The following is a 21,828-nucleotide window of genomic DNA, read 5'->3' as shown; positions in this document are numbered from 1 at the left end:
AATCCCCAAAACAACCAGTAAAATGTTCAAGTAAAAGAGTACGGTCGTAAAAAAAGCTACCTAAAAAGATCACTTCACTTTTTAGGCAGCTAATTCATTTGTTATTGTCTATTTGTTACTGTCATAAAGCTTTTATGACTTTGTGAACGCTTCTTCGGCAACAATGGCCTCAATGCGTTTCAAAGCACCTGGCTCCATTTCCTCCACTGCAGTCCCTGCTTCTTCTAAAGCCTTTGCATACCGGAATTGATGAAATGCCTCTTCTGCTTCTTTTAAACGAGCATTTAACTTTGGATTTGTTGCACGGTGGCGATTGCCATATTGAATAATACGTTCGATAAGCATGACGTTTTCAATCAATTCATGTGCTTTCGCGTGAACATCCTCAACACAAAGTGTCGCTGCATTTAAGTTATTATGGACAGTTCCCATATTGAGCGGTACCTCTTGTAGACTTTGCATCACAACGTAAATATGCTCCGCTGCCTCATCTAATCGCGCATCCATCTCTTCAGGAATACCTGGAATATTCGCCTTATTTAACAGACGATCTGTTTCTTGTAACGTTTTTTTCAAGTTGTCCACTTGTGTCCGAGCCTTATTTTCATCAATGCGAAGTTTTTTCATTGTATTCGATAAATGCCCTTGCTCTTCGTGTATGCGCTCCAGTTCTTCACTAATTTCAATTAATTCCTCTTGTAAGCTTGAATAGGCCGATTTTTCCTCTGACACACGCATCGCCAATAAATCATAGCGACGTTGTAATGCTTCTAATTGTTTTAGCGCCGCTTTTGGAATTTCTGCATCTTTTTCATTCAAGTGGTAGCTTTGTTGGACAAATGTTGCTTCATCACTTACTAATCGAGTGGAGTTAATAACATTCGTAATCGATCCTAATAAGCGCTCACAATTTTGGTCGACATAGTTTTTAGCAATCACTTCTTTTTCAAGCAAGTCATAAAAACGGTCTATTTCTTCATTTATTTCAGCAACACGAGGTTTCACAGATGTTAATTTCAGCTCCGCTAGTTCTTCTTTTAACGAAGCAAACTCTTCTTCCAGTTTGTCCAAAGCCTCTGTAAGTTCTAAATGATGCAAGTAGTAAGATTGTTCTTCCATTTCACGCTGACCATTGCGTAATTCTTGAATTGCACCAGGTAATTTTACTTGTAGTTCGGTTAAAATAGTTGGCACATCATTAATATATTCAAACGTTTGCTGAGATTCATTATTTAAGCTAATTACTATTTCACGCGCTTGTAAATAATTGCCCTCGCTTGTGAGTACATCAAATTCTTCAAATTTTTGTACAAACACTTCTAGTTTTTGTTCAAGTGCTGGTAGGGCTACGCCAAATGAGTGCTGATGTGCAAGCAATGTTTTACGTGCTGATCGATAATATTCTTTTAACTGTTCAATTTCAATACGGTTTTTTTCTTCGCTGCCAATTAATTCATTAAGTTCTTCTAAGATTTTATCTTTATCTTTTTCACACTTACGAATATAATCTTCTATTTCACGCTCAATCAACGTTGCTTTTTTAAAACGAAGGCGATTGATTTGGTCTTCAGCATCGAATAAAAGCGAATCAATTTTTGTCATATGTACGTCGATGACTTCATCCCAACTATTACGCCACCGTTCAAACATTTCCTCTGTTTCGCCATTCATGTTTAAAGATTTAACTTTAGAAATTTCTTCATTTATGGGATTGTTTTGTATTTGTAATTTTTCATTTTCAAGTTGTGCAATAATTGTTGTATGTTTTCTTCGCATCATTAATCCTACTATGGCTAAAATTAATAGTAGGATAATCGGAATGATGATATACTCCATCGTAAGCCTCCTATTCTACAATAAACGAATTGGCTAGTTGTATTTATTATATACTATGTTTTCGCCTTTTGTACTAAAATTTAAGTGATTTTCAGAAAAGTGTATTCACGACCTACATATTGACAGCTTCCCCTATGTCATTGAACATAGAGCGTAAATATGTATTTATCATTTTAATAGTTAAAGGAGTGTAAAATGTATGAAAAGAGACGGGCACATCCATAGCCCCTATTGCCCACATGGGTCATCTGATTCATTTACACAATATATTGAAAAAGCAATTGCTGAAAACTTTACCGATATTACATTTACAGAACATGCACCATTACCCTCTAATTTCCAAGATCCTACACCTGAACAGGATAGTGGTATGCGCCCAGATTTTTTAATGCCTTATTTGGAAGACTTACAACGACTTCAAAAACAATATGCACAGGATATTCGCATTCGCATCGGTTTAGAGATCGACTATATTGTCGGCTTCGAGCAAGAAACACGTCATTTTCTTGATACATATGGACATTTTTTAGACGATGCCATTTTATCTGTTCATTTTTTACAATGGCAGAATACGTATGAATGCATTGATTTTTCTGCTGAAAGTTTTATAAATTTTGCCCAAAAAGTAGGTTCTGTTGAACGTCTCTATCATTTATATTATGATACTGTCCTACAATCTATTGAAGCTGACTTAGGACAATACAAACCTAAGCGCATCGGGCATCCAACACTTATTCATAAATTTCAGCTAGCCCATCATCAGCCAGTTGATGACACTGACCGCATCCAAGAAGTATTAACTACTATGCAGCAAAAAGGATATGAGTTAGATTTAAATAGTGCTGGCTTAAGTAAAACATATTGTCAGGAACCCTATCCACCATTTGCCTTTATCGATTATAGTAAAACGATTGGTTTACCTATCGTTTTCGGTTCAGATGCTCATGCTGCTGTCGATTTACATCAGCATTATAAAACTCTATTTCCAGACAAATAACGTTTAAACGAGGTGCTCATATGTTTACACAAATTAATTACGAAGGATCTATTGCAGATCAATACAAGACATTAGCAAAACAGTTAGATGCATTACTCACTGGCGAAACCGATCGCATTGCAAATTTAGGCAACGCATCTGCCTTGCTTAATCAATTTCTTACTGACATTAACTGGGTTGGCTTTTACCTTTTACAAGAGGATGAACTAGTTTTAGGACCATTCCAAGGCTTACCAGCTTGTGTGAGAATTCCAATTGGACGCGGTGTGTGTGGAACAGCTGTAACAAAAAAAGAGACACTTGTCGTAAAAGATGTTCATGCATTTCCAGGGCATATTGCATGCGATGCTGCCTCTCAATCAGAAATTGTCATTCCGCTTATTCAACAAGAGAAGGTGATTGGCGTTCTTGATATTGATAGCCCTATTAAAAATCGCTTTTCACAAGAAGATCAAACCGGCTTAGAACATTTTGTAGAAACACTACTTCTTCATATTTAATATTTCGCAATATTATCTTATAGCCACTAAAAAATGCCCTGAAATGGATTATAAATATATCATTTCGGGGCATTTTATAGTAAACCATCTATTATGCATTTGTTTGTAACGTCCGATCATGGATACAAAATCTATTTTTCCCATTGTTTTTCGCTTCATATAAAGCTGTATCGGCGTGTAGAAAAACCGATTGGAAAGCTGGTCGATAGTATTGATCCCATGTTATAAGACCTGCTGAAATCGTTACTTTAGGGTCAGTAGCATTCGGAATGACTTCAACTATTGTTGAAGCTAACTCAATGGCCTCTTGCTCACCAACATTTGGTACATACACCGACATTTCTTCTCCACCCCAGCGAGCACAAATACCGCTAGCACCTATTGTTTCTTCTAATTTCACGGCAATTTGCACAAGAATTTTATCGCCTGTTTGATGGCCGTAAGTGTCATTGATGCGTTTAAAATTGTCAATATCAATAAGCAAGAACATACCTGATTGATCTTTTTTCAGGGATTTTTCTACATATTGATCTAAATAACTGCGTGCATATAATTTTGTTAAATGATCGCGGTCAACCATTTCTTGTAGCTGATTGCGTAAAATAGAGTTGGCAATCGCTAACGAAGAATGATGGATTAAAGATTGCATTAACTTAAAGCTATCAAATGAAAAGAAATAGGGCTCTTTGTGCAGTACGATACTAAAGCCATTTATTTTTTCCTCCATTAAGATAGGAATCGCCATAATTGAACGATATTCTATTTGATTTGGGGTTAATCGGCTAAAATCTGCTATAAAGAGTGGATCATTTGTATGCTCAAAATGTTGTTCAACATGTCTAATATAAGTATTACCTTCTTCTGATTTAAATAACGATGTGCTAGCATCTGTCACTTCATAGGTAGCATGATCTTTAAAAGCGAAACAAACTTCCATTGGTTGGAAAGACTTCATTAATTGTTTTTGTAGGAAAAGTAACATTTCATTAATATCAATGCGCATATTTAATCGATGCGAAGTTTCATTGATGAGTTGTAAGTCACTTACGAGGCGATGCGATTGATGATATAATTTTGCATTTTCTAGCGCATTTCCAGATGCTTGTGCTAACATGCGCACAAAGTCTTTTTCCGTTGCTGAAAAAAGATATGTGGTTGGTGCACTCACTTGCAAAATGCCATAAATAGCTTGTCTCCCTTTTATAGGGGCGTTTAATAAACGACAATTCAAGTCTCCAGCTAGTTCAGTAGTCAATTCTCCTGATACAAAAGCTTCGATAGTAGCCGGTCTTTCAGACAGATAATCAAAAAGTTTTATATCGATAGTCGTATGGCGATCTTGATCGTTAGATAATATAAGTTCCACATTGAATTCTGGAAAATTATCGCGAATATTTTTTAAAACGTTTTCTAAAATCAAATCAATATCCATTGTTGAGTGAAATAAATCGGTCATGTTATAAAGTTTTCTATATTGGTCTTCATTTAACTTTACTTCTAGATTTTCAATCAGCATTTGTAAAACTTTTGTAAGCGTTTCTACACACTCTTCACCGTAATCCGAAGTCATAAAGTCCGTCCAAGTATCGGTGGCTTCAACAAGTAACACACCCATAGGCTCTTTGCCCTCCGTCTGGAAAAGCACCATATCTGTCATCATATTATAGGCTGTTTTTTCTTTTAATATATAAGGAAGCTTTACTACTTTCTGTTGGTAAAAGCTAGCTTCTATCATTAGCCATGACACAGCATTTAGTTTTGTTTCAATTGTCAAAGAGGCCAATTCTTCTACAGGTATTAAACTATTCCCTTCAAAACTAAGAAAGGCCGCATTTTCAATTTTCAAGTGCTTCTTTAGACACTGTTTAAATGAATAAAAATACTCATTAAAACTGACTAGTCCTCCATTCGAACTCACCCAAATGCTCAAAACATCAGATTTTATATATTTCAGCGTTTGTAAATGGTCTGTCATGAAATCACCTTTTCTATATAACGTACAAATCAATTACTATTAACTTATAATGTATTATACATAATTTGTGTCATTTTGACTATGTAATTCTACCTTACTTTTACATTTTACATTTACTACCGCATCAATAACCATTTCGTATTAGTGTTAAATTCCTCTCAAGGAAATTCCTACTATAGTTCTTTTTAAAAATAGCCATACTAATAATTGACGTCTACGCTCTAAGCAGTTACAATGAAGTTTGTGTAAAATAAACGCAGCAGTGGTATAAGCTTATTACTGTATTTTATTCCTCAATTTTACTGAGTATTACTACACAAAAACTCTCAGTGGCAAAATAGATGGTGTATTGTGTAACCTAACGGCTGCATAGGCGAAAATACATGAAAATAAAATGCGTATAAGAATGGGTACTACTGGTTTTTGTTTTACAACAAAAAAACCAAATTTAAAGGAGGAGACAACAATATGTCTCGTTATACAGGTCCATCTTGGAAATTATCACGTCGTCTTGGTATCTCACTAAGCGGTACTGGTAAAGAAATCGAAAAACGCCCTTACGCACCAGGTCAACACGGCCCGAACCAACGTAAAAAATTATCAGAATACGGTTTACAACTTCAAGAAAAACAAAAACTTCGTCACATGTACGGCATGAACGAACGTCAATTCCGTACTCTATTCGACCGCGCTGGTAAAATGAAAGGTGTTCACGGTGAAAACTTCATGATCCTTCTTGAAACTCGCCTTGACAACTTAGTTTACCGTTTAGGTTTAGCTCGCACTCGTCGTGGAGCTCGTCAATTAGTAAACCACGGTCATATCTTAGTAGACGGCAAACGCGTTGATATCCCATCATTCAGCGTTAAACCAGGTCAAACGATTTCTCTTCGTGAAAAATCTCAAAACCTTGCTGTAGTTACAGAAGCGATCGAAGTAAACAACTTCGTACCTGACTACTTAACTTTTGATGCAGATAAAAAAGAAGGTACATTCACTCGCCTTCCAGAGCGTTCTGAACTATCTGCTGAAATCAACGAAGCATTCATCGTAGAGTTCTACTCTCGTTAATAAACCTTCGTTGCATTTAGCAACACAAAAAGCCCTAGAAACCTTGTTGCAAAGGTTTCTAGGGCTTTTCTTATTTTTATTTATTCATGCAATTCCGAGCACAAAATAACATTAATTGGGGGCAAATTGGGACTACAATGGGACTAACTGGCGAAACATGTGCATAGAAATAGCTGCGTAATAGCATAAGTGTTGCCGCATCAGCGTTTTTATAAAACTATTACTTTGTTTGTGTACTTAGCACTGGATACAACGGTAGGCCCCATTGTACCTGATAATTGCCGAATGTACGTTTAGCAGTAAAAATACAAAGAAGCCGCAAGTCAGATTTCTCTCACTTGCGACTTTCTTCCCCACAACCCACTCAATGTTTTTTCATAAATTGAAGTGAATTATCAGAATTGTTTGCGTGCCTGGCACCGAGATTTACTTACTGTTCCATCCTAAATATTATATTAAATAAAAAGCACTTATTTTTCCGTACATTAAAATAACAATTATTCCCATACCAAACAACGTAAACACTATTAATATATTAACAATCAAATATCAGTTATTTACTATTCAAGCAAGGTGTAAAATAGAACAAAATACCAAAAAATATATTTTATTTTTATACGATAGCATTTCTTAAAACATATTTAAATCAACCTTCCTACTCCTTATTATCTTTTACTATCTCAATTCCAAACTTACTTTTTTGTGAAATAATAACAGTGGTAAAATTAACAATTTTAATAAAAATACGTCTTGTACTTTCAAAAAAAATAGAATAATATGGATTTCGGAAGGTGGTTCGCCATCATTCAAGCAATAACAATTATTTCAAAGGGGTTGGAAATATGTCAGACGTTCTAAAGCAATTTGTAATGCCAAAAACAAACTTATTTGGACCTGGAGCAATTCAAGAAGTTGGTAAGCGCTTAAATGATTTAGAAGTGAAGAAGACATTAATCGTAACAGATGAGGGCTTACACAAGTTAGGTCTCTCAGAACAAATTGCTAACATCATCACAGCAGCTGGAATTGATGTTGCAATTTTCCCTAAAGCAGAACCAAATCCAACAGATCAAAACATTGAAGATGGAATTGCTGTTTATCATGCCGAAAACTGTGATTCTATCGTATCGCTTGGAGGCGGTAGTGCACATGATGCAGCAAAAGGTATCGGACTTATTGCTTCGAATGGTGGACGCATTCATGATTATGAAGGCGTTGACAAATCAGAAAACCCACTGGTGCCATTAATCGCGATTAATACAACTGCTGGTACAGCAAGCGAAATGACACGTTTTACAATCATCACAGATACTGCTCGAAAAGTAAAAATGGCGATTGTTGACAAACATGTGACACCACTTGTATCGATTAATGACCCAGAGTTAATGATTGGCTTACCTCCAGCTCTAACAGCTGCAACTGGTGTAGATGCATTAACACATGCAATTGAATCGTTTGTATCGACTAATGCAACACCAATTACTGATGCATGTGCAGAAAAAGTACTTCAGCTAGTTCCTGAATTTTTACCTCGTGCCTACGCAAACGGTGCTGATTTAGAAGCACGTGAGCAAATGGTGTATGCACAATTTTTAGCGGGTATGGCATTTAATAATGCTTCACTTGGCTATGTACATGCGATTGCTCATCAATTAGGTGGCTTCTACAACTTACCACACGGTGTATGTAATGCGATTTTACTGCCACATGTGTGCCGCTTCAACTTAACAGCACGTACTGAGCGGTTTGCTCGAATCGCTGAGTTATTAGGTGAAAATGTTGAAGGGATTAGCAAACGTGATGCTGCTGAAAAAGCAATTACTGCCATTGAAAAATTATCAAAAGATTTAAATATCCCAAGTGGCTTCCGTGCGTTAGGTGCGAAGGATGAAGATATTGAAATTTTAGCTAAAAATGCAATGCTAGACGTTTGTGCTGCAACGAATCCTCGTAAAGCAACATTAGAGGACATTAAACAAATTATTACTGCTGCAATGGGACCTGTAGGGAAACCAACAGAGTCACTTGAAGCGGTTGCACTGTCTTAAAATATTAAAAACAATGGCGTGTCTCCTTGAGGCATGCCTTTTTCTGTGAAAAAAAAACATTCCCCTGTTGTATGTGTGCCTAGTGACAGCTATACTTTTCTTAAAAAGATATGGGGGAAACATATGCGTTTAATTTCCATTTGTCCAAGCAATACAGAGCTTGTTGCTTACTTAGGATTGACCCATCAACTTGTAGGTGTTGATGATTTTTCAGATTGGCCTTCATCTGTGCAGGCATTACCAAAGCTTGGTCCCGATTTATCAATTGATATGGATGCATTAGAAGCATTGCAGCCCGACTTAGTACTTGCCTCATTAAGTGTACCAGGCATGGAAAAAAATATAGAGGCATTACAGGAAAGGAACATTCCCCACATTGTTTTTAATGCCAACTCGTTAAACGAAATTGCGCAAGATCTTCTAACACTAGGTGCTGCTTGTGGCGTAACGGAGCACGCCCAAAAAGTTGCAACGGAATATTTACAATTTATTGCCCAGCTTCAAGCGGTGGCACAAACGGTTTCCACTCACCCTACTTTATATTGGGAATGGTGGCCAAATCCTATTTTCACACCTGGTCAAGTTAATTGGTTAACCGAAATTAGCAAACTTGCTGGAGGCCAAAATTTATTTCATGATTTCGAGTTAGCGAATGTCCAAACAGAGTGGGAAGAAATTGTTCGACGTAATCCAGATTATATACTGATGGCGTGGGTAGGTGTTGCCTATGAGCGAATTAAACCAGCTCATTTATTAAAGCGACCATGTGCTAATGAGCTACAAGCGGTTCAATTGCAACAGGTGTATGTAATGGAGGAATGGTTGTATTGCCGTCCATCCCCTCGATTAGTGGAAGGTGCACTTAAACTTGCTCAACTGCTACACCCTGAAAGCTATCAGCAAATCACTCTACCTAATTTCTTACAATGTTAAAACAAAAACCTCCCTCGAAGTGATCCATTCGAAGGGAGGTTGAATTGTGTGAAAATTGTTTGAGTGCCTGACACCTAAACAAATTTGACCATATGGTATTTTTTCTTGCCGCGACGTACAATGCTAAAGGCATCTTCTAAACGGTCTTTTGCATCGACGTTGTATTCTAAATCTGTGATTTTTTCACCGTTTATGCTAATGGCACCGTTTGTCACATCTTCACGAGCTTGACGTTTTGAAGATGAAATCCCTCCTTCCACAAGTAAATCTACGATATTTTTTGCCTCTTTGGCCATTTCAATAGAAGGAACATCTTTAAATGCATCCTTCATTTCCTGTGCTGAAAGTGCTTTTAAATCGCCAGAGAATAATGCAGCCGTAATGCGAATAGCTTGGTCTAGCGCTTCCTGACCATGGATTAAGCGTGTCATTTCCCCCGCTAAAGCTTTTTGTGCCTTACGTAAATGAGGTTCCTCTTCCACAGACACAGCTAATGCTTCAATCTCTTCACGTGTTAAGAACGTAAAGATTTTTAAGTATTTAATAACATCCGCATCCGCAGCATTAATCCAGAATTGGTAGAATTCGTACGGAGATGTTTTTTTGCTATCTAACCATACAGCACCACCAGCTGTTTTACCGAATTTCGTACCATCCGCTTTTGTTACTAACGGAATTGTAATACCAAATGCTTTTGTTTCTTCTTCATGTGTTTTACGAATAACTTCTAAACCAGTTGTAATATTGCCCCACTGATCAGAACCACCCACTTGAATGCGACAATTGTAATTGTTGTACAAGTGATTGTAATCAATACCTTGAATTAATGTATAAGCAAATTCCGTAAATGAGATACCTGTATCAAGACGTGAAGCAATTGTATCTTTTGCTAACATGTAATTAACATTGATTAATTTCCCGTAATCACGTAAAAATTCAATTGTACTAATATCCCCAATCCAATCACGGTTATTAACAAGTTGCGCGCCATTTCCATCTTGTGCAAATTCAAATATACGCTCTAATTGTCCACGAATGGCTTGCACGTTTTTGTCAATTTGCTCCACTGTTTGAAGCTGACGTTCTTCAGAGCGTCCAGAAGGGTCCCCGATCATTCCTGTTGCTCCACCAACAAGTAAAATTGGACGGTGGCCAGCTTTTTGGAAGCGACGAAGCGTTAATAAAGGGACGATGTGACCGATGTGCATTGAGTCAGCGGTTGGGTCTACCCCACAGTATAGAGAAACAGACTGTTCTGCTAGAAGTTTTGCCATACCTTCAGCATCCGTTTGTTGGTACAACAATCCACGCCATTCTAAATCTTGTAATAATTCGTTTGTCATTGTTTCTTCCTCCTAAATTGTCATCTTTTAGCGTGTAGAAACAAAAAGGTCCCTACACGCAACAAATTGCATGCAGGGACGTTAATAACTAACGCGGTACCACCCAGCTTGAAGATGTCATCCATCTTCCTCTTCATTCAGCCGCCTTTATCGCAGGCGCGCACGTCTAAGCTCCAAGTACGTAATTCGTCTCTACATTATGACCAGCTTTCACCAACCGCTGGCTCTCTAAACAGGGAATATAGATACTACTGCAAACTCTTCATCACTAGAAAACTATAAGCATTATTCTATACGATTCTCTTTCAATGTCAATAACTATGTTCGAGACAATTCATTATATGCTATAATAAACAAGATTTTAGGAGGTCGATACCTTGAAGGATTGGATTGAGAAAATCAATGTAAAGATCGATGCATTTCTCGAACAAAAATGGATGAAGACATTACGTATTTCAGGCAGCGTCGTCTGGAACTTATTTTTACTATTTTTAGTCTTTGCATTGGTAGGCACTGTATTTGTTGGTTCTGTTGGCGCCGGCTATTTTGCCTCACTTGTACAAGAAGAACCTTTACGTTCGAAAGAAGAGTTACGAAACCTTATCTTCAACTATGAGGAAACAAGTGAAATTTATTTTGCCAACGATATTTATATGGGAAAATTGCGTACAGATTTAGAACGTCGTGAAACGTCTCTTAGCGCAGTAGCCCCTGACTTAATTAATGCAGTACTCGCAACGGAAGATGAATATTTCCGTGAACATAATGGAATTGTTCCAAAAGCTGTTATTCGAGGATTGCTGCAAGACGTTACAAACTCTGCCACACAGACAGGTGGCTCTACATTAACACAGCAACTTATTAAAAACCAAGTGTTAACAAATGAAGTTTCCTATGAGCGAAAAGCGAAGGAACTGCTACTTGCCATGCGCTTAGAGCACTTTATGACAAAGGAAGAAATATTAGAGGCATACTTAAATATTATTCCTTATGGTCGAAATGCAACAGGGCGTAATATCGCAGGTATTGAAACAGCAGCTGAAGGTATTTTTAATGTGAAAGCAAAGGATTTAACGCTTCCTCAAGCCGCTTACATAGCTGGTATTCCTCAGGCACCGTATACTTACACACCATTTACAAATACAGGTGTGCTAAAAAGTGAAGAAGCATTAAAATTAGGCATCGATCGTATGAAAACGGTGCTCTACCGCATGAATGAAGCTGGCTACATTAATGAAAAACAGTATGAAGATGCGCTCGCATATGACATTACAGCAGACTTCCGTACACCAGAAGCACGTCCAGAGGATCGTTATCCATGGTTAACGTTTGAGCTAGAGGAACGAGCAAAAGAAATTATTGCTGAAAAACTAGCCAATGAAGATGGTATTGATTCAGAACGTTTAAAAACGGAAGAAAAATTACAAGAAAAATATTCGATTTTGGCAGACCGAGACATTCGTTCAAAAGGTTATCGTATTTATTCCACTATCAACAAGGATATGTTTGATGCTATGCAAAAAGCAGCCGATAATTTTAAATACTACGGTCAGACATATACGGGTAAAGGCAAAGATCCTGTAACAGGTGAGGAAATCGATGTGCAAATGCCTGTTCAAGTTGGTAGTATTTTAATCGAAAATAGCACAGGTCGAATTTTAAGCTTCCTAGGTGGTCGTGATTTTAAAATAAATCAATTAAACCACGCTACTAAAGCTTACCGCTCGAACGGTTCAACTATGAAACCATTACTTGTCTATGCCCCAGCCATTGAATATGGCGTAATTGGTGCAGGAAGTCCATTAGTTGACGTCAAGTTCTCTATTGGCGATTGGAGTCCAACGAACTATTTGACGAACGATGAGCGTGGTCTTATTCCAGCACGTGAAGCGTTAGCTGACTCAACAAACATTTCAGCGCTACGCTTATACTATGATATTTTAAATAGACGTCCCGCTGAATTTTTAGCAAAAATGGACTTCTCACAATTAAAACCTGAAGACTATACAAATCCTTCAACAGGGATTGGTGCTTTACAAATAGGTACAACTGTTGAAGAAAATACAAATGCGTTTGCAACTTTTGCAAACGGTGGTCAATTTATCGATGCTTATATGATTGAAAAAATCGAAGACCAAGATGGAAATCTTATTTACCAACATAAAGTTGAACCTGTACAAGTGTTTAGCCCTGAGACATCTTATATCGTAACGGATATGTTACGAGATGTTTTAACAAAAGGAACAGGTACAGTTGCAAGAAATACATTAAAATTCTCTTCTGATTTTGCAGCTAAAACAGGTACTTCCCAAAACTATAATGATGTCTGGTTAGTAGGCTATAATCCAAATGTTTCACTTGGTGTATGGATGGGCTACGATAAACAACGCTCACTTTATGCCTTTAATAACACGTATTTACAACCAAGTGTACGTATTAACAAGCTATGGGGTACTTTAATGAATTCTATGTATGATGTAGATCCTAAATTAATTGATGCTCCTTCAAACTTTAAGGCACCAAAAAATGTTGTGACTGCTTCATTCTGTGGTATTTCTGGTCTAGCACCTTCTGCCGCTTGTGCAAATGCAGGATTGGTACGCTCAGATTTATTTAACGCGAAAGTATTTTTACCGTCACGACCTGATGATAGCCTCGCTTCATCAAGCGTCGTAACAATTAAAGGTAAAACGTATAATGCACATCCAAACACACCAGCAGAATTTGTAAAATCTAGTGGCGCTGGTATTAACCAAGCCTTTATTAAACGGATGTTAGGTAGACTGGGTGGGAACCCTGCAAGCCTACTTCCTAAAAATTCATCACTATCAAATTCATCTGTATCAGCTGTCGACTTCCCAGCAGATGGTAGTCCGCCAGCGGCTGTAACAGCATCCATTTCAGGCAATACACTATCTTGGAGTAGCTCATCTAATGATGTGGTAGGCTATCGAATTTATAATGTAACAAATGGTGGTAACACACTAGTTACTTCGGTGCTAGAAGCAACGCAAAGTATAACCGTCGCAAGCGGACAAGCGTATGTAGTTGTAGCAGTTGATATTACTGGTTTAACTTCACCACAGTCAAATGTTGCGTCAACAGGTGGTAGTGAGACAAAACCAGAAGAAGAGGACAAAGGCGAACAACCAACGACGCCAGACGTTCCTATTCCACCAGTCAATGGGAATAATGGCAATGGTTCTGGCAATAATGGCTCTGGTGGCAATGGTTCTGGCTCTAACGGCAACGGCTCTAGTGGCAATGGCTCTGGCTCTAGCGGCAACGGCTCTAACAATGGCTCTGGCTCTAGTGGCAACGGCTCTAATGGTAACAATGGTTCCGGCTCTAGTGGCAACGGCTCTAACAATGGCTCTGGCTCTACTGGAGGAAATAACGGAGAGACGACACCACCTACAGAACCACCTACAGAATAATCATTTAGGCTTACTACATTGAAATTTCAATTGTAGTAAGCCTATTTTTTTGTCATTATTAAGAGGACTACTAAACAAAGGGGTAGATAACATGAACATTCTAGTTTTAGGGGGCACACGCTTTTTCGGTAAAAAATTGGTGGAGCTTTGCCTTGAGAATAACCATGACGTTACGATTTTAACTCGCGGTCAAAGTGGCAATCCTTTTGGAGCACAAGTTCAACAGCTTTCGGTTGATCGCAATGATGTTGAAGCATTGACAAAAGCACTCGCTACTACAACATGGGATATCGTCTACGATAATATTTGTTACTCTCCAAATGAAGCCCAGAAAATTGCGCAAATATTACAAAATAAAACTAAAAAGCTCGTCTTTACCTCAACGCTCTCGACGTATGAAGCAGATGGAAAGATGAAATCTGAAACTGATTTTAATCCGTATGACTACGAGATTCGTATGGGCGATAGAGATGATTTCACATACGGTGAAGGCAAACGGCAAGCAGAAGCTGTCCTTTTTAAAGAAGCAACATTTCCAGTTGTCGCTGTACGTTTCCCAATTGTCCTTGGTGAACATGACTATACTCGTCGGTTACATTTCCATGTTGAGCGCATTTTAAATGGCCAACCAATATCCATGCCAAATATTGAAGCAAAAATGAGTTATATTACCGACGATGAAGCAGCAGCATTTTTATATTTTGCTGGAACTGCACCGATTGAAGGTCCGTATAACGCCACAGCAACAGGTACTATTTCCTTACAGGCATTACTTGCACTTATTGAGCAGGAAACAGGAAAACAAGCCAAAGTATCACTTATTGGCGGTGATGAAACATCACAATCACCTTATGGCATTCCAACACATTGGTATATGTCGAATGCAAAAGCAGAAGCAGCAGGCTTTAAATTCAGCCATTTAAACGATTGGCTTCCGAGTCTTGTTACGACATTAGTGAAACAACTCCAATAAAATATCGCTCCACTTGCTAGTGAATCGCTAGGAAAACTTCCAGAAAACAACCGCCATAAAACGGATAGCAAAGCAAAAAAGTGTTAGATTGATTGCAGTCAACCTAACACTTTTTTCGTTTTATCTATAGTAGTTTACAAGCCAACGATAGATTATCGTAAAATTGTTTTTAAAATTTGTACAGCTTCGTCAATCTCTGCTTTAGTCACTGTAAGCGGTGGTAAAAGTCGAATGACATTTGGGCCTGCGCCTACCAGTAGTAACCCCTTTTCCTCCGCTGCTGTAATATAAGGCGCTACTTCCGCTTCACCGCAACCGATTCCAAGTAATAATCCTTGCCCTTGTACCGTATAACTTGTTGGTAAATTGGCTTGCAATTGCTTCACAAAATATGAAGATAAGTCTTGCACATTTTCTAAAAAACTTGGCTCAAATACATAATCAAGGACCGTTTCCGCAACATGCATTGCTAATGGATTCCCACCAAATGTTGTACCATGCGTCCCTGGACCGAATGTGTCATAGAACTCTGCTGTACCTAACATTCCTCCCACTGGGAATCCTCCGCCTAAGCCTTTTGCTAATGTCACAATATTTGGTTGTAACACGGTTTGCTCATATGCATAGCGCGTCCCTGTTCTTCCAATACCAGTTTGCACCTCATCGACAATTAATAAAACACCTTTGTCTTCGCAAATTTTGGCGATAGCAGCTGCAAATTCAGGCGTTACACTATTAACACCACCCTCACCTTGAATCATCTCCAGCATAATGGCTGCAACTGAATCGTCAACGGTTGCCTCAAGTGCCGCTACATCATTGAATGGAAGTGTTGTAAATTTATCGACAAGTGGTCCAAATCCATTATGTACCTTACCTTGACCAGTTGCTGACATTGCGCCAAACGTGCGACCGTGGAATGATTTTTCAAAAGTAATGATATGATGTTTTCCAGTATGCTTACGTGCTAGTTTGATGGCCGCTTCATTAGCTTCAGCACCACTATTACAGAAAAACGCATACTTCAAATGTGTATCTGCCACTAATTTTTGGGCAACTTTTTCTTGCCCAGGTATATCAAATAAATTCGATATATGCCAAAGTTTTTCACTTTGTTCTTGAATCGCTTTGACAATAGCAGGATGTGCATGCCCAAGACTAACAACAGCAATGCCGCTTGTGAAATCTAAATACTTTTTGCCACTAGCATCTTCCACAACAGTTCCTTGCCCTTTTACGATTTGTGCACGACGTTTGCCATAGTTTCCAAATAAAGCACTCATTCTATCAGCTCCCCAAGTTATTTTTTAGGACGTCATCTCCACAACATGACGTCCATCCCTTCCCCTTACGGCAAAATCGTTGTACCTACTAATGTATCTCCAACAATCTGCACTGATGGAATTCCTGCATTTAGACAATCGAGTGCCCCTTGCACTTTTGGAATCATCCCACCGTAAATATGACCTTCCTCAATCCACTGTGTTATTAATGAAGGCGTTACTTCTGTTTGATAGTCGCCTTGAATACGAATACCGGAGACATCCGTAACAAGAAGTAAACTCTCCGCTCCCACAGCGAGAGCTACTTCACTCGCCACAGTGTCTCCGTTAATATTAAGCGCTTGACCCTCTAGATTCGCCCCAACACACGCGATGACTGGCACAATTCCAGCAGCAATTAATGCTTCTAACAGCGATGTGTTCACGGATTGTATCTCACCTACAAAGCCGTATATGTCCTTGTCTAAAAAGTCTGCTATAAGTAATTGCCCATCAAAGCCATTTAAACCGACTGCCGCAATCCCCGCTGTTGTTAACTCGTGTACTAGCGCAGGATTAACATTCCCGATTAATGTAGACTGGACAACATCCATTGCTGCTTCACTCGTTACGCGAATACCATTTAATGTATGAGATTCAATATCTCGTGCAGCTAGCTCCCGATTAATAGCAGGGCCGCCGCCATGTGTAATAATAAGTTCAACGCCACTCTCTTGTAGCTTTTTAAAATTGTCAAAAAAATCGTCATTTAAGCCTTCAAGCGTACTACCACCTAGCTTAATCACCATGCGTTTACGAGCGGTATGATGCATTGATTTGAACATAGTCATACGTTAAGTCACATCCCCAAGCATGCCCTTTGCCTTCACCTATGCCAAGTGACACGTGAATTTTAACTTCATGCATTTTTAAAATTTGGATTAATTCATCTTCTGAAAAGGCAATTGGCTCTCCGTTTTCAACCATTGTTGCGCCACCAATTTGAATGGTAATTTTGTCAGGGTCAACTGTCGCGCCACTATAGCCAACCGCTGCAATAATACGTCCCCAGTTCGCATCGCAACCAAATACAGCTGTTTTGACAAGTGGCGACCCAACTACTGTTTTCGCGATTTTACGTGCCTCGTCATCTGAAATAGCACCTTCTACTTCCACCTCAATTAGTTTCGTTGCACCTTCTCCATCTTTTGCAATCATTTTGGCTAAGTCTTGTGCCACGGTTTTTAAGGTATAGTAGAAGTTATGCCAATCAGGGTGTGCTGATGTTAAAGAATTATTGCCAGCTACACCGTTTGCCATCACGACGACCGTATCATTTGTCGATGTATCGCCATCCACTGTAATGGCATTAAATGTTAGGTTCGTAATATCTGATAAAGCTGCTTGTAATACATGCGATTCAATATTCGCATCTGTTGTAATAAAACCTAGCATTGTTGCCATATTAGGTTCAATCATTCCCGAACCTTTCGCTACACCTGCAATAATAATCTCTTTGCCATCAATGATTGTGCTATAGCTTGTATTTTTCATAACAGTATCAGTTGTCATAATGGCCTGTGCAAAATCAATTGCACTCTCTAAGCAATCTTTTGGTTGTAGTTGCGATATCCCGCTAGCTACTGGCTCCATATTCATAATTTCACCAATTACACCCGTTGAGCACACACCAACTAAATTTGCTGCAATCCCTAACTTTTCAGCGGTTAAAGCTTGCATTGTTTGCGCATCCTTTACACCTTGCTTACCCGTACAAGCATTCGCATTACCGGAGTTGACAATCATTGCCTGCATTTTTTTTGTTGTGTAAACAACTTCTTTCGTTACTTTTAATGGTGCTGCCTGAACCGCATTTGTAGTAAATACGCCAGCTACACTTGCTGGTACGTCACTAACTAAAATGGCTAAATCTTTTTTCTTATGCTTTAATCCACAATGTAACCCCGCTGCTTTAAACCCTTTGGGCGATACGATGTTTTTACTTGATAATTTTTTCATAATGTTTGTTGACGCTGTTAATGTCATAAACTAATTCCTCCTTAGTTTCAAGAGTGACTGGTGACTGGCACCAAAACAATTCTAAATATTCAAAATCGTTTAGGTGACTGGCACTTAAATGAACAATGGCACGACATCTAGGCCTGTTGTTTGTGGTAAATCCAATTGTACATTCATATTTTGAATCGCTTGCCCAGCAGCACCTTTAACTAAATTATCAATAACTGCAACAATGGTTGCTCGATTTGTACGGCTATCAACTTTTACGAAAATATCACAATAGTTAGAGCCCTTCACACGATTTGTAGTAAGGCTATTAATATCTGTTATCACTCGGACAAATGGATGTTTTTCATATGTTGTTTGTAGGCAAGTCACTAATTGTTCCTCAGTAATGCCAGGCATTACGGGTGCATACGCTGTCGATAAAATACCTCGTGTCATTGGAACTAAATGTGTATTAAAAGTAATGGTCGTCTCCACATTGGCAAACATTGAAATGGCTTGCTCAATTTCTGGAATATGTTGATGTGTATTTGTTTTATAAATGGAGAAGCTTTCGTTCACTTCACTAAAGTGCGTTGTTTGCGATGGTTTATTGCCAGCACCAGAAATACCACTTTTCGCATCAATAACGAGATAATTCGGGTCGATCAATTGCGCTTTTAATAAAGGTAATAACGACAGCAGAACAGCTGTTGGATAGCATCCTGGATTCGCAATAAGAGAGGCATTTTTGACATTATGCGCATTCCACTCTGTTAAGCCATAAACACTTTGCTCAATAATTTCTAGTGGTGCTGCCTTTTTGCCGTACCATTGTTCATAACTTGCTGGATTCTTTAAACGAAAATCACCTGATAAATCAATTAACTTCGGACCTTTTCCAACTAAAGGTGGTAATAACTCACTTGTCACACCCGAAGGCGTACTTGCAAATACGACATCCAATTTCGATAATGCTTCATAATCTATTTTTTGCAATGGCGAATCTATAATTGTTACTAAATGTCCGAACTTCGAAGAAAAAACGACACCTTCTTCAGAAGATGTAAATAAATCTATCTGTTCAACCACTGGATGATTATGTAAAAAACGAATTAATTCTAACCCTCCATAACCTGTTGCACCAACAATTCCTACTTTCATTCTACTCACCTCTAAAATAAGTTAAAAATAGTATACGTCTGCATAAATATTAAGTCAACTGAATTTTTATTTAATCCTAGTATTTTCTTAATCTTCTGTTATAAATTTCAGGAATACAGATTGGCTACGATAAATTCAGAAAAAAGAAGGTAGGAACTCTTTCATAGTCGAATGAATTCCTACCCTCTTTATGTTTTCTGATTGAATAAAAATAAATTGCCTATTGCCCCTTCTTAATCTTCCATCGTCGAAAGATCACCAGTTGGTAAATTTAACTCCCATGCCTTCAACACACGTCGCATAATTTTACCACTTCTTGTTTTCGGTAGCTTTTCCTTAAACTCAATTTCACGCGGGGCCGCATGAGCTGATAATCCCCTTTTGACAAACTCGCGAATATTCTCAATTAAAGCATCTGATGGTTCAACACCTTCACGCAAAGATACAAATGCCTTAATAATTTCTCCACGAACAGGGTCTGGTTTTCCAATTACACCTGCTTCAATGACATCTGGATGTTCTAGTAGCTTGCTTTCTACTTCGAATGGTCCTACACGTTCTCCAGCTGTCATAATGACATCATCTACTCGACCTTGGAACCAAAAATACCCCTCATCATCCATATAAGCTGAATCGCCCGACACATACCATTCACCTTTTAGGAAGTATGATTCGTATCGCTCAGGATTACCCCAAATTTGACGCATCATCGCAGGCCAACCTCGACGTACCGCTAAATTCCCCATAGTAAATGGTGGTACTTCATTTCCCGCATCATCTACAATTGTCGCATAAACGCCAGGCAATGGTTTGCCCATTGAACCCGGTTTAATATCCATACTTGGATAGTTACAAATCATATGCGCGCCGGTTTCTGTCATCCACCACGTATCGTGAATACGATGCCCTAATTCGTCACATCCCCAACGTATCACTTCAGGGTTAAGGGGTTCTCCAACAGACAATACATGGCGTAATGATGATAAATCATAATTTTCTAACATTCCACTACCAGCTCCCATTAACATACGGAAAGCTGTTGGCGCACTATACCAAACTGTAACACTATAATCCTCGATTGCTTGATACCATGCTTGTGGTGAGAATCGACCACCAACAATCAGCATAGTCACCCCATTTAACCATGGACCAAAAATGCCATAAGATGTCCCCGTTACCCAACCTGGATCTGCTGTACACCAATAAATATCATTGTCGCCTAAATCTAGTACCCATTGTGTAGATTGATAGTGCTGAATCATTGCATTATGCACGTGTAACACACCTTTTGGTGCACCTGTCGAGCCAGAAGTATAATGTAAAATCATACCGTCTTCACGGTCCATCCACTCAATATCAAATGTAGCAGCGGCCTCTTTCATACGCTTATTAAAATCTAAAATTTGCGGTGTTTCTTCTATATCAGACCCTATTAAAAATACATGTTGCAAGTTAGGAAGTTTATCTAACGGTACTCGACCCAGTAACTCAGGCGTTGTAACTAACACTTTTGCATCGCTATCTGAAAGACGGTCATATACCGCTCCTTCCATGAATGCTTCGAATAGAGGCCCTACAATAACCCCCATTTTTAATGCGCCTAATAAAGAAAAATAAAGCTCTGGTGAACGCGGCATAAAAATAAATAAGCGATCGCCTTTTTTTAAGTTTGTCGCTGATTTAAAAACATTGGCAGCCTTGTTTGTCAGCCTTTTCATTTCATTAAAAGAATAGGCTTCTTTGCGTTTTCCATCCGTGTAATACAGTGCAATTTTATTTTTTCTAGCCGTTTCTGTATGGCGATCAATAGCCTCATAAGCCATGTTTACTAATCCTGTTTTATGCCAACTAAATGCCTTTTCAGTTTCTTCCCAATTATGATTCGCTGCTGCCTCCTCATAATTTGGCAAATGATAGTGCCCTGGTATTGCCTTCAATTTCTCCATTGTTTTCATCCCCATGAAATTACCCCTTCCTTTTTTGCTTTAGTCCATTCGTAAGCAAATTTCAAATCGTACTCACGATACCCCTAGCAATTAGGCCTTGACGTACGCGTAGCTGCCTGTCACATCGTTTGCATTTTGCTTGCGTGCAATATAATTTCCCTTGAAGCCTCTTATAAAGGATAAAAAGAGAACCTCCATCCCCATATGGAAAATTAAATTTAATAATGGCAATTGAAACAATTTCGCCATATAAAACAGCTACTGAATGCTATTAAAATTCGCCACTTTCTCTAAAGACAAATACGTTATGTAGCAATTGTTATAGAACAGTTTATGCGC

Annotated in this window: 15 protein-coding genes and 1 other annotated feature; of the genes, 7 read left to right on the top strand and 8 right to left on the bottom strand. The window is 38.5% G+C overall.

Going from position 1 to position 21,828, the window contains the following annotated elements; genetic code table 11:
* Positions 1 to 132 precede the first annotated feature (132 nt).
* Entirely contained in the window at positions 133 to 1,836 is a 1,704-nt protein-coding gene (gene ezrA, locus LS41612_RS06310) for a septation ring formation regulator EzrA (protein ID WP_024363778.1), read from the bottom strand.
* Positions 1,837 to 2,035: 199 nt separating this feature from the next.
* Between ezrA and hisJ the strand changes: the two genes are divergently transcribed.
* Together hisJ and msrC are read left to right on the top strand one after the other, a co-directional pair.
* Complete coding sequence (gene hisJ, locus LS41612_RS06305) at positions 2,036 to 2,833, top strand: histidinol-phosphatase HisJ (protein WP_024363777.1); 798 nt, start codon at positions 2,036 to 2,038, stop codon at positions 2,831 to 2,833.
* Between the two features lie 20 nt (positions 2,834 to 2,853).
* Positions 2,854 to 3,333, top strand: coding sequence for a free L-methionine (R)-S-oxide reductase MsrC (gene msrC / locus LS41612_RS06300; protein WP_024363776.1), 480 nt, complete (start codon positions 2,854 to 2,856; stop codon positions 3,331 to 3,333).
* Between the two features lie 91 nt (positions 3,334 to 3,424).
* Here msrC and LS41612_RS06295 read toward each other — a convergent pair whose 3' ends face one another.
* On the bottom strand, positions 3,425 to 5,308 hold the full coding sequence (locus tag LS41612_RS06295; protein ID WP_024363775.1) for a sensor domain-containing diguanylate cyclase: 1,884 nt from the start codon (positions 5,306 to 5,308) through the stop codon (positions 3,425 to 3,427).
* Positions 5,309 to 5,776: 468 nt separating this feature from the next.
* Between LS41612_RS06295 and rpsD the strand changes: the two genes are divergently transcribed.
* From rpsD to LS41612_RS06280, 3 genes are all read left to right on the top strand, one after another.
* Positions 5,777 to 6,379: a 30S ribosomal protein S4 gene (gene rpsD / locus LS41612_RS06290; protein ID WP_024363774.1), complete on the top strand. Its 603-nt coding sequence runs from the start codon at positions 5,777 to 5,779 to the stop codon at positions 6,377 to 6,379.
* Positions 6,380 to 7,221: 842 nt separating this feature from the next.
* Positions 7,222 to 8,427, top strand: coding sequence for an iron-containing alcohol dehydrogenase (locus tag LS41612_RS06285; protein ID WP_024363773.1), 1,206 nt, complete (start codon positions 7,222 to 7,224; stop codon positions 8,425 to 8,427).
* A 123-nt stretch (positions 8,428 to 8,550) separates the two neighbouring features.
* Positions 8,551 to 9,360: a cobalamin-binding protein gene (locus LS41612_RS06280; protein ID WP_024363772.1), complete on the top strand. Its 810-nt coding sequence runs from the start codon at positions 8,551 to 8,553 to the stop codon at positions 9,358 to 9,360.
* 74 nt (positions 9,361 to 9,434) lie between these two features.
* On the opposite strand, the gene tyrS is transcribed toward LS41612_RS06280, so the two are convergent.
* The gene (tyrS, locus tag LS41612_RS06275) at positions 9,435 to 10,703 is read right to left on the bottom strand and encodes a tyrosine--tRNA ligase (protein ID WP_024363771.1); all 1,269 of its coding nucleotides are present in this window, start codon (positions 10,701 to 10,703) and stop codon (positions 9,435 to 9,437) included.
* A gap of 71 nt (positions 10,704 to 10,774) precedes the next feature.
* Positions 10,775 to 10,978 (bottom strand) — a binding site (T-box leader).
* A 102-nt stretch (positions 10,979 to 11,080) separates the two neighbouring features.
* Between tyrS and LS41612_RS06270 the strand changes: the two genes are divergently transcribed.
* Both LS41612_RS06270 and LS41612_RS06265 read left to right on the top strand, forming a co-directional pair.
* Positions 11,081 to 14,140 (top strand): transglycosylase domain-containing protein, encoded by a 3,060-nt coding sequence (locus tag LS41612_RS06270; RefSeq protein WP_024363770.1) that lies wholly within the window; start codon positions 11,081 to 11,083, stop codon positions 14,138 to 14,140.
* 91 nt (positions 14,141 to 14,231) lie between these two features.
* Positions 14,232 to 15,113, top strand: coding sequence for an NAD-dependent epimerase/dehydratase family protein (locus LS41612_RS06265; RefSeq protein ID WP_024363769.1), 882 nt, complete (start codon positions 14,232 to 14,234; stop codon positions 15,111 to 15,113).
* Between the two features lie 152 nt (positions 15,114 to 15,265).
* Here LS41612_RS06265 and argD read toward each other — a convergent pair whose 3' ends face one another.
* The 5 genes from argD to acsA all read right to left on the bottom strand — a co-directional run bounded on the left by argD (position 15,266) and on the right by acsA (position 21,498).
* Entirely contained in the window at positions 15,266 to 16,396 is a 1,131-nt protein-coding gene (gene argD / locus LS41612_RS06260; protein WP_024363768.1) for an acetylornithine transaminase, read from the bottom strand.
* 65 nt (positions 16,397 to 16,461) lie between these two features.
* Positions 16,462 to 17,226 carry an acetylglutamate kinase gene (gene argB / locus LS41612_RS06255; RefSeq protein ID WP_024363767.1) on the bottom strand — a complete coding sequence of 255 codons (765 nt, stop codon included), beginning with the start codon at positions 17,224 to 17,226 and terminating at the stop codon, positions 16,462 to 16,464.
* On the bottom strand, positions 17,189 to 18,421 hold the full coding sequence (gene argJ, locus LS41612_RS06250; protein ID WP_024363766.1) for a bifunctional glutamate N-acetyltransferase/amino-acid acetyltransferase ArgJ: 1,233 nt from the start codon (positions 18,419 to 18,421) through the stop codon (positions 17,189 to 17,191). Before argJ ends, argB begins: the two co-directional genes overlap by 38 nt.
* Positions 18,422 to 18,508: 87 nt before the next feature.
* Entirely contained in the window at positions 18,509 to 19,543 is a 1,035-nt protein-coding gene (argC, locus tag LS41612_RS06245) for an N-acetyl-gamma-glutamyl-phosphate reductase (protein WP_024363765.1), read from the bottom strand.
* 233 nt (positions 19,544 to 19,776) lie between these two features.
* Positions 19,777 to 21,498, bottom strand: a complete 1,722-nt coding sequence (acsA, locus tag LS41612_RS06240) for an acetate--CoA ligase (protein ID WP_024363764.1) — start codon at positions 21,496 to 21,498, stop codon at positions 19,777 to 19,779.
* Positions 21,499 to 21,828 lie beyond the last annotated feature (330 nt).

This window comes from Lysinibacillus sphaericus (assembly GCF_002982115.1).
Lineage (GTDB): Bacteria > Bacillota > Bacilli > Bacillales_A > Planococcaceae > Lysinibacillus > Lysinibacillus sphaericus.
The sequence above is the reverse complement of the archived record's forward strand: the minus strand, read 5'-3'. Positions and strand labels throughout refer to the sequence as shown.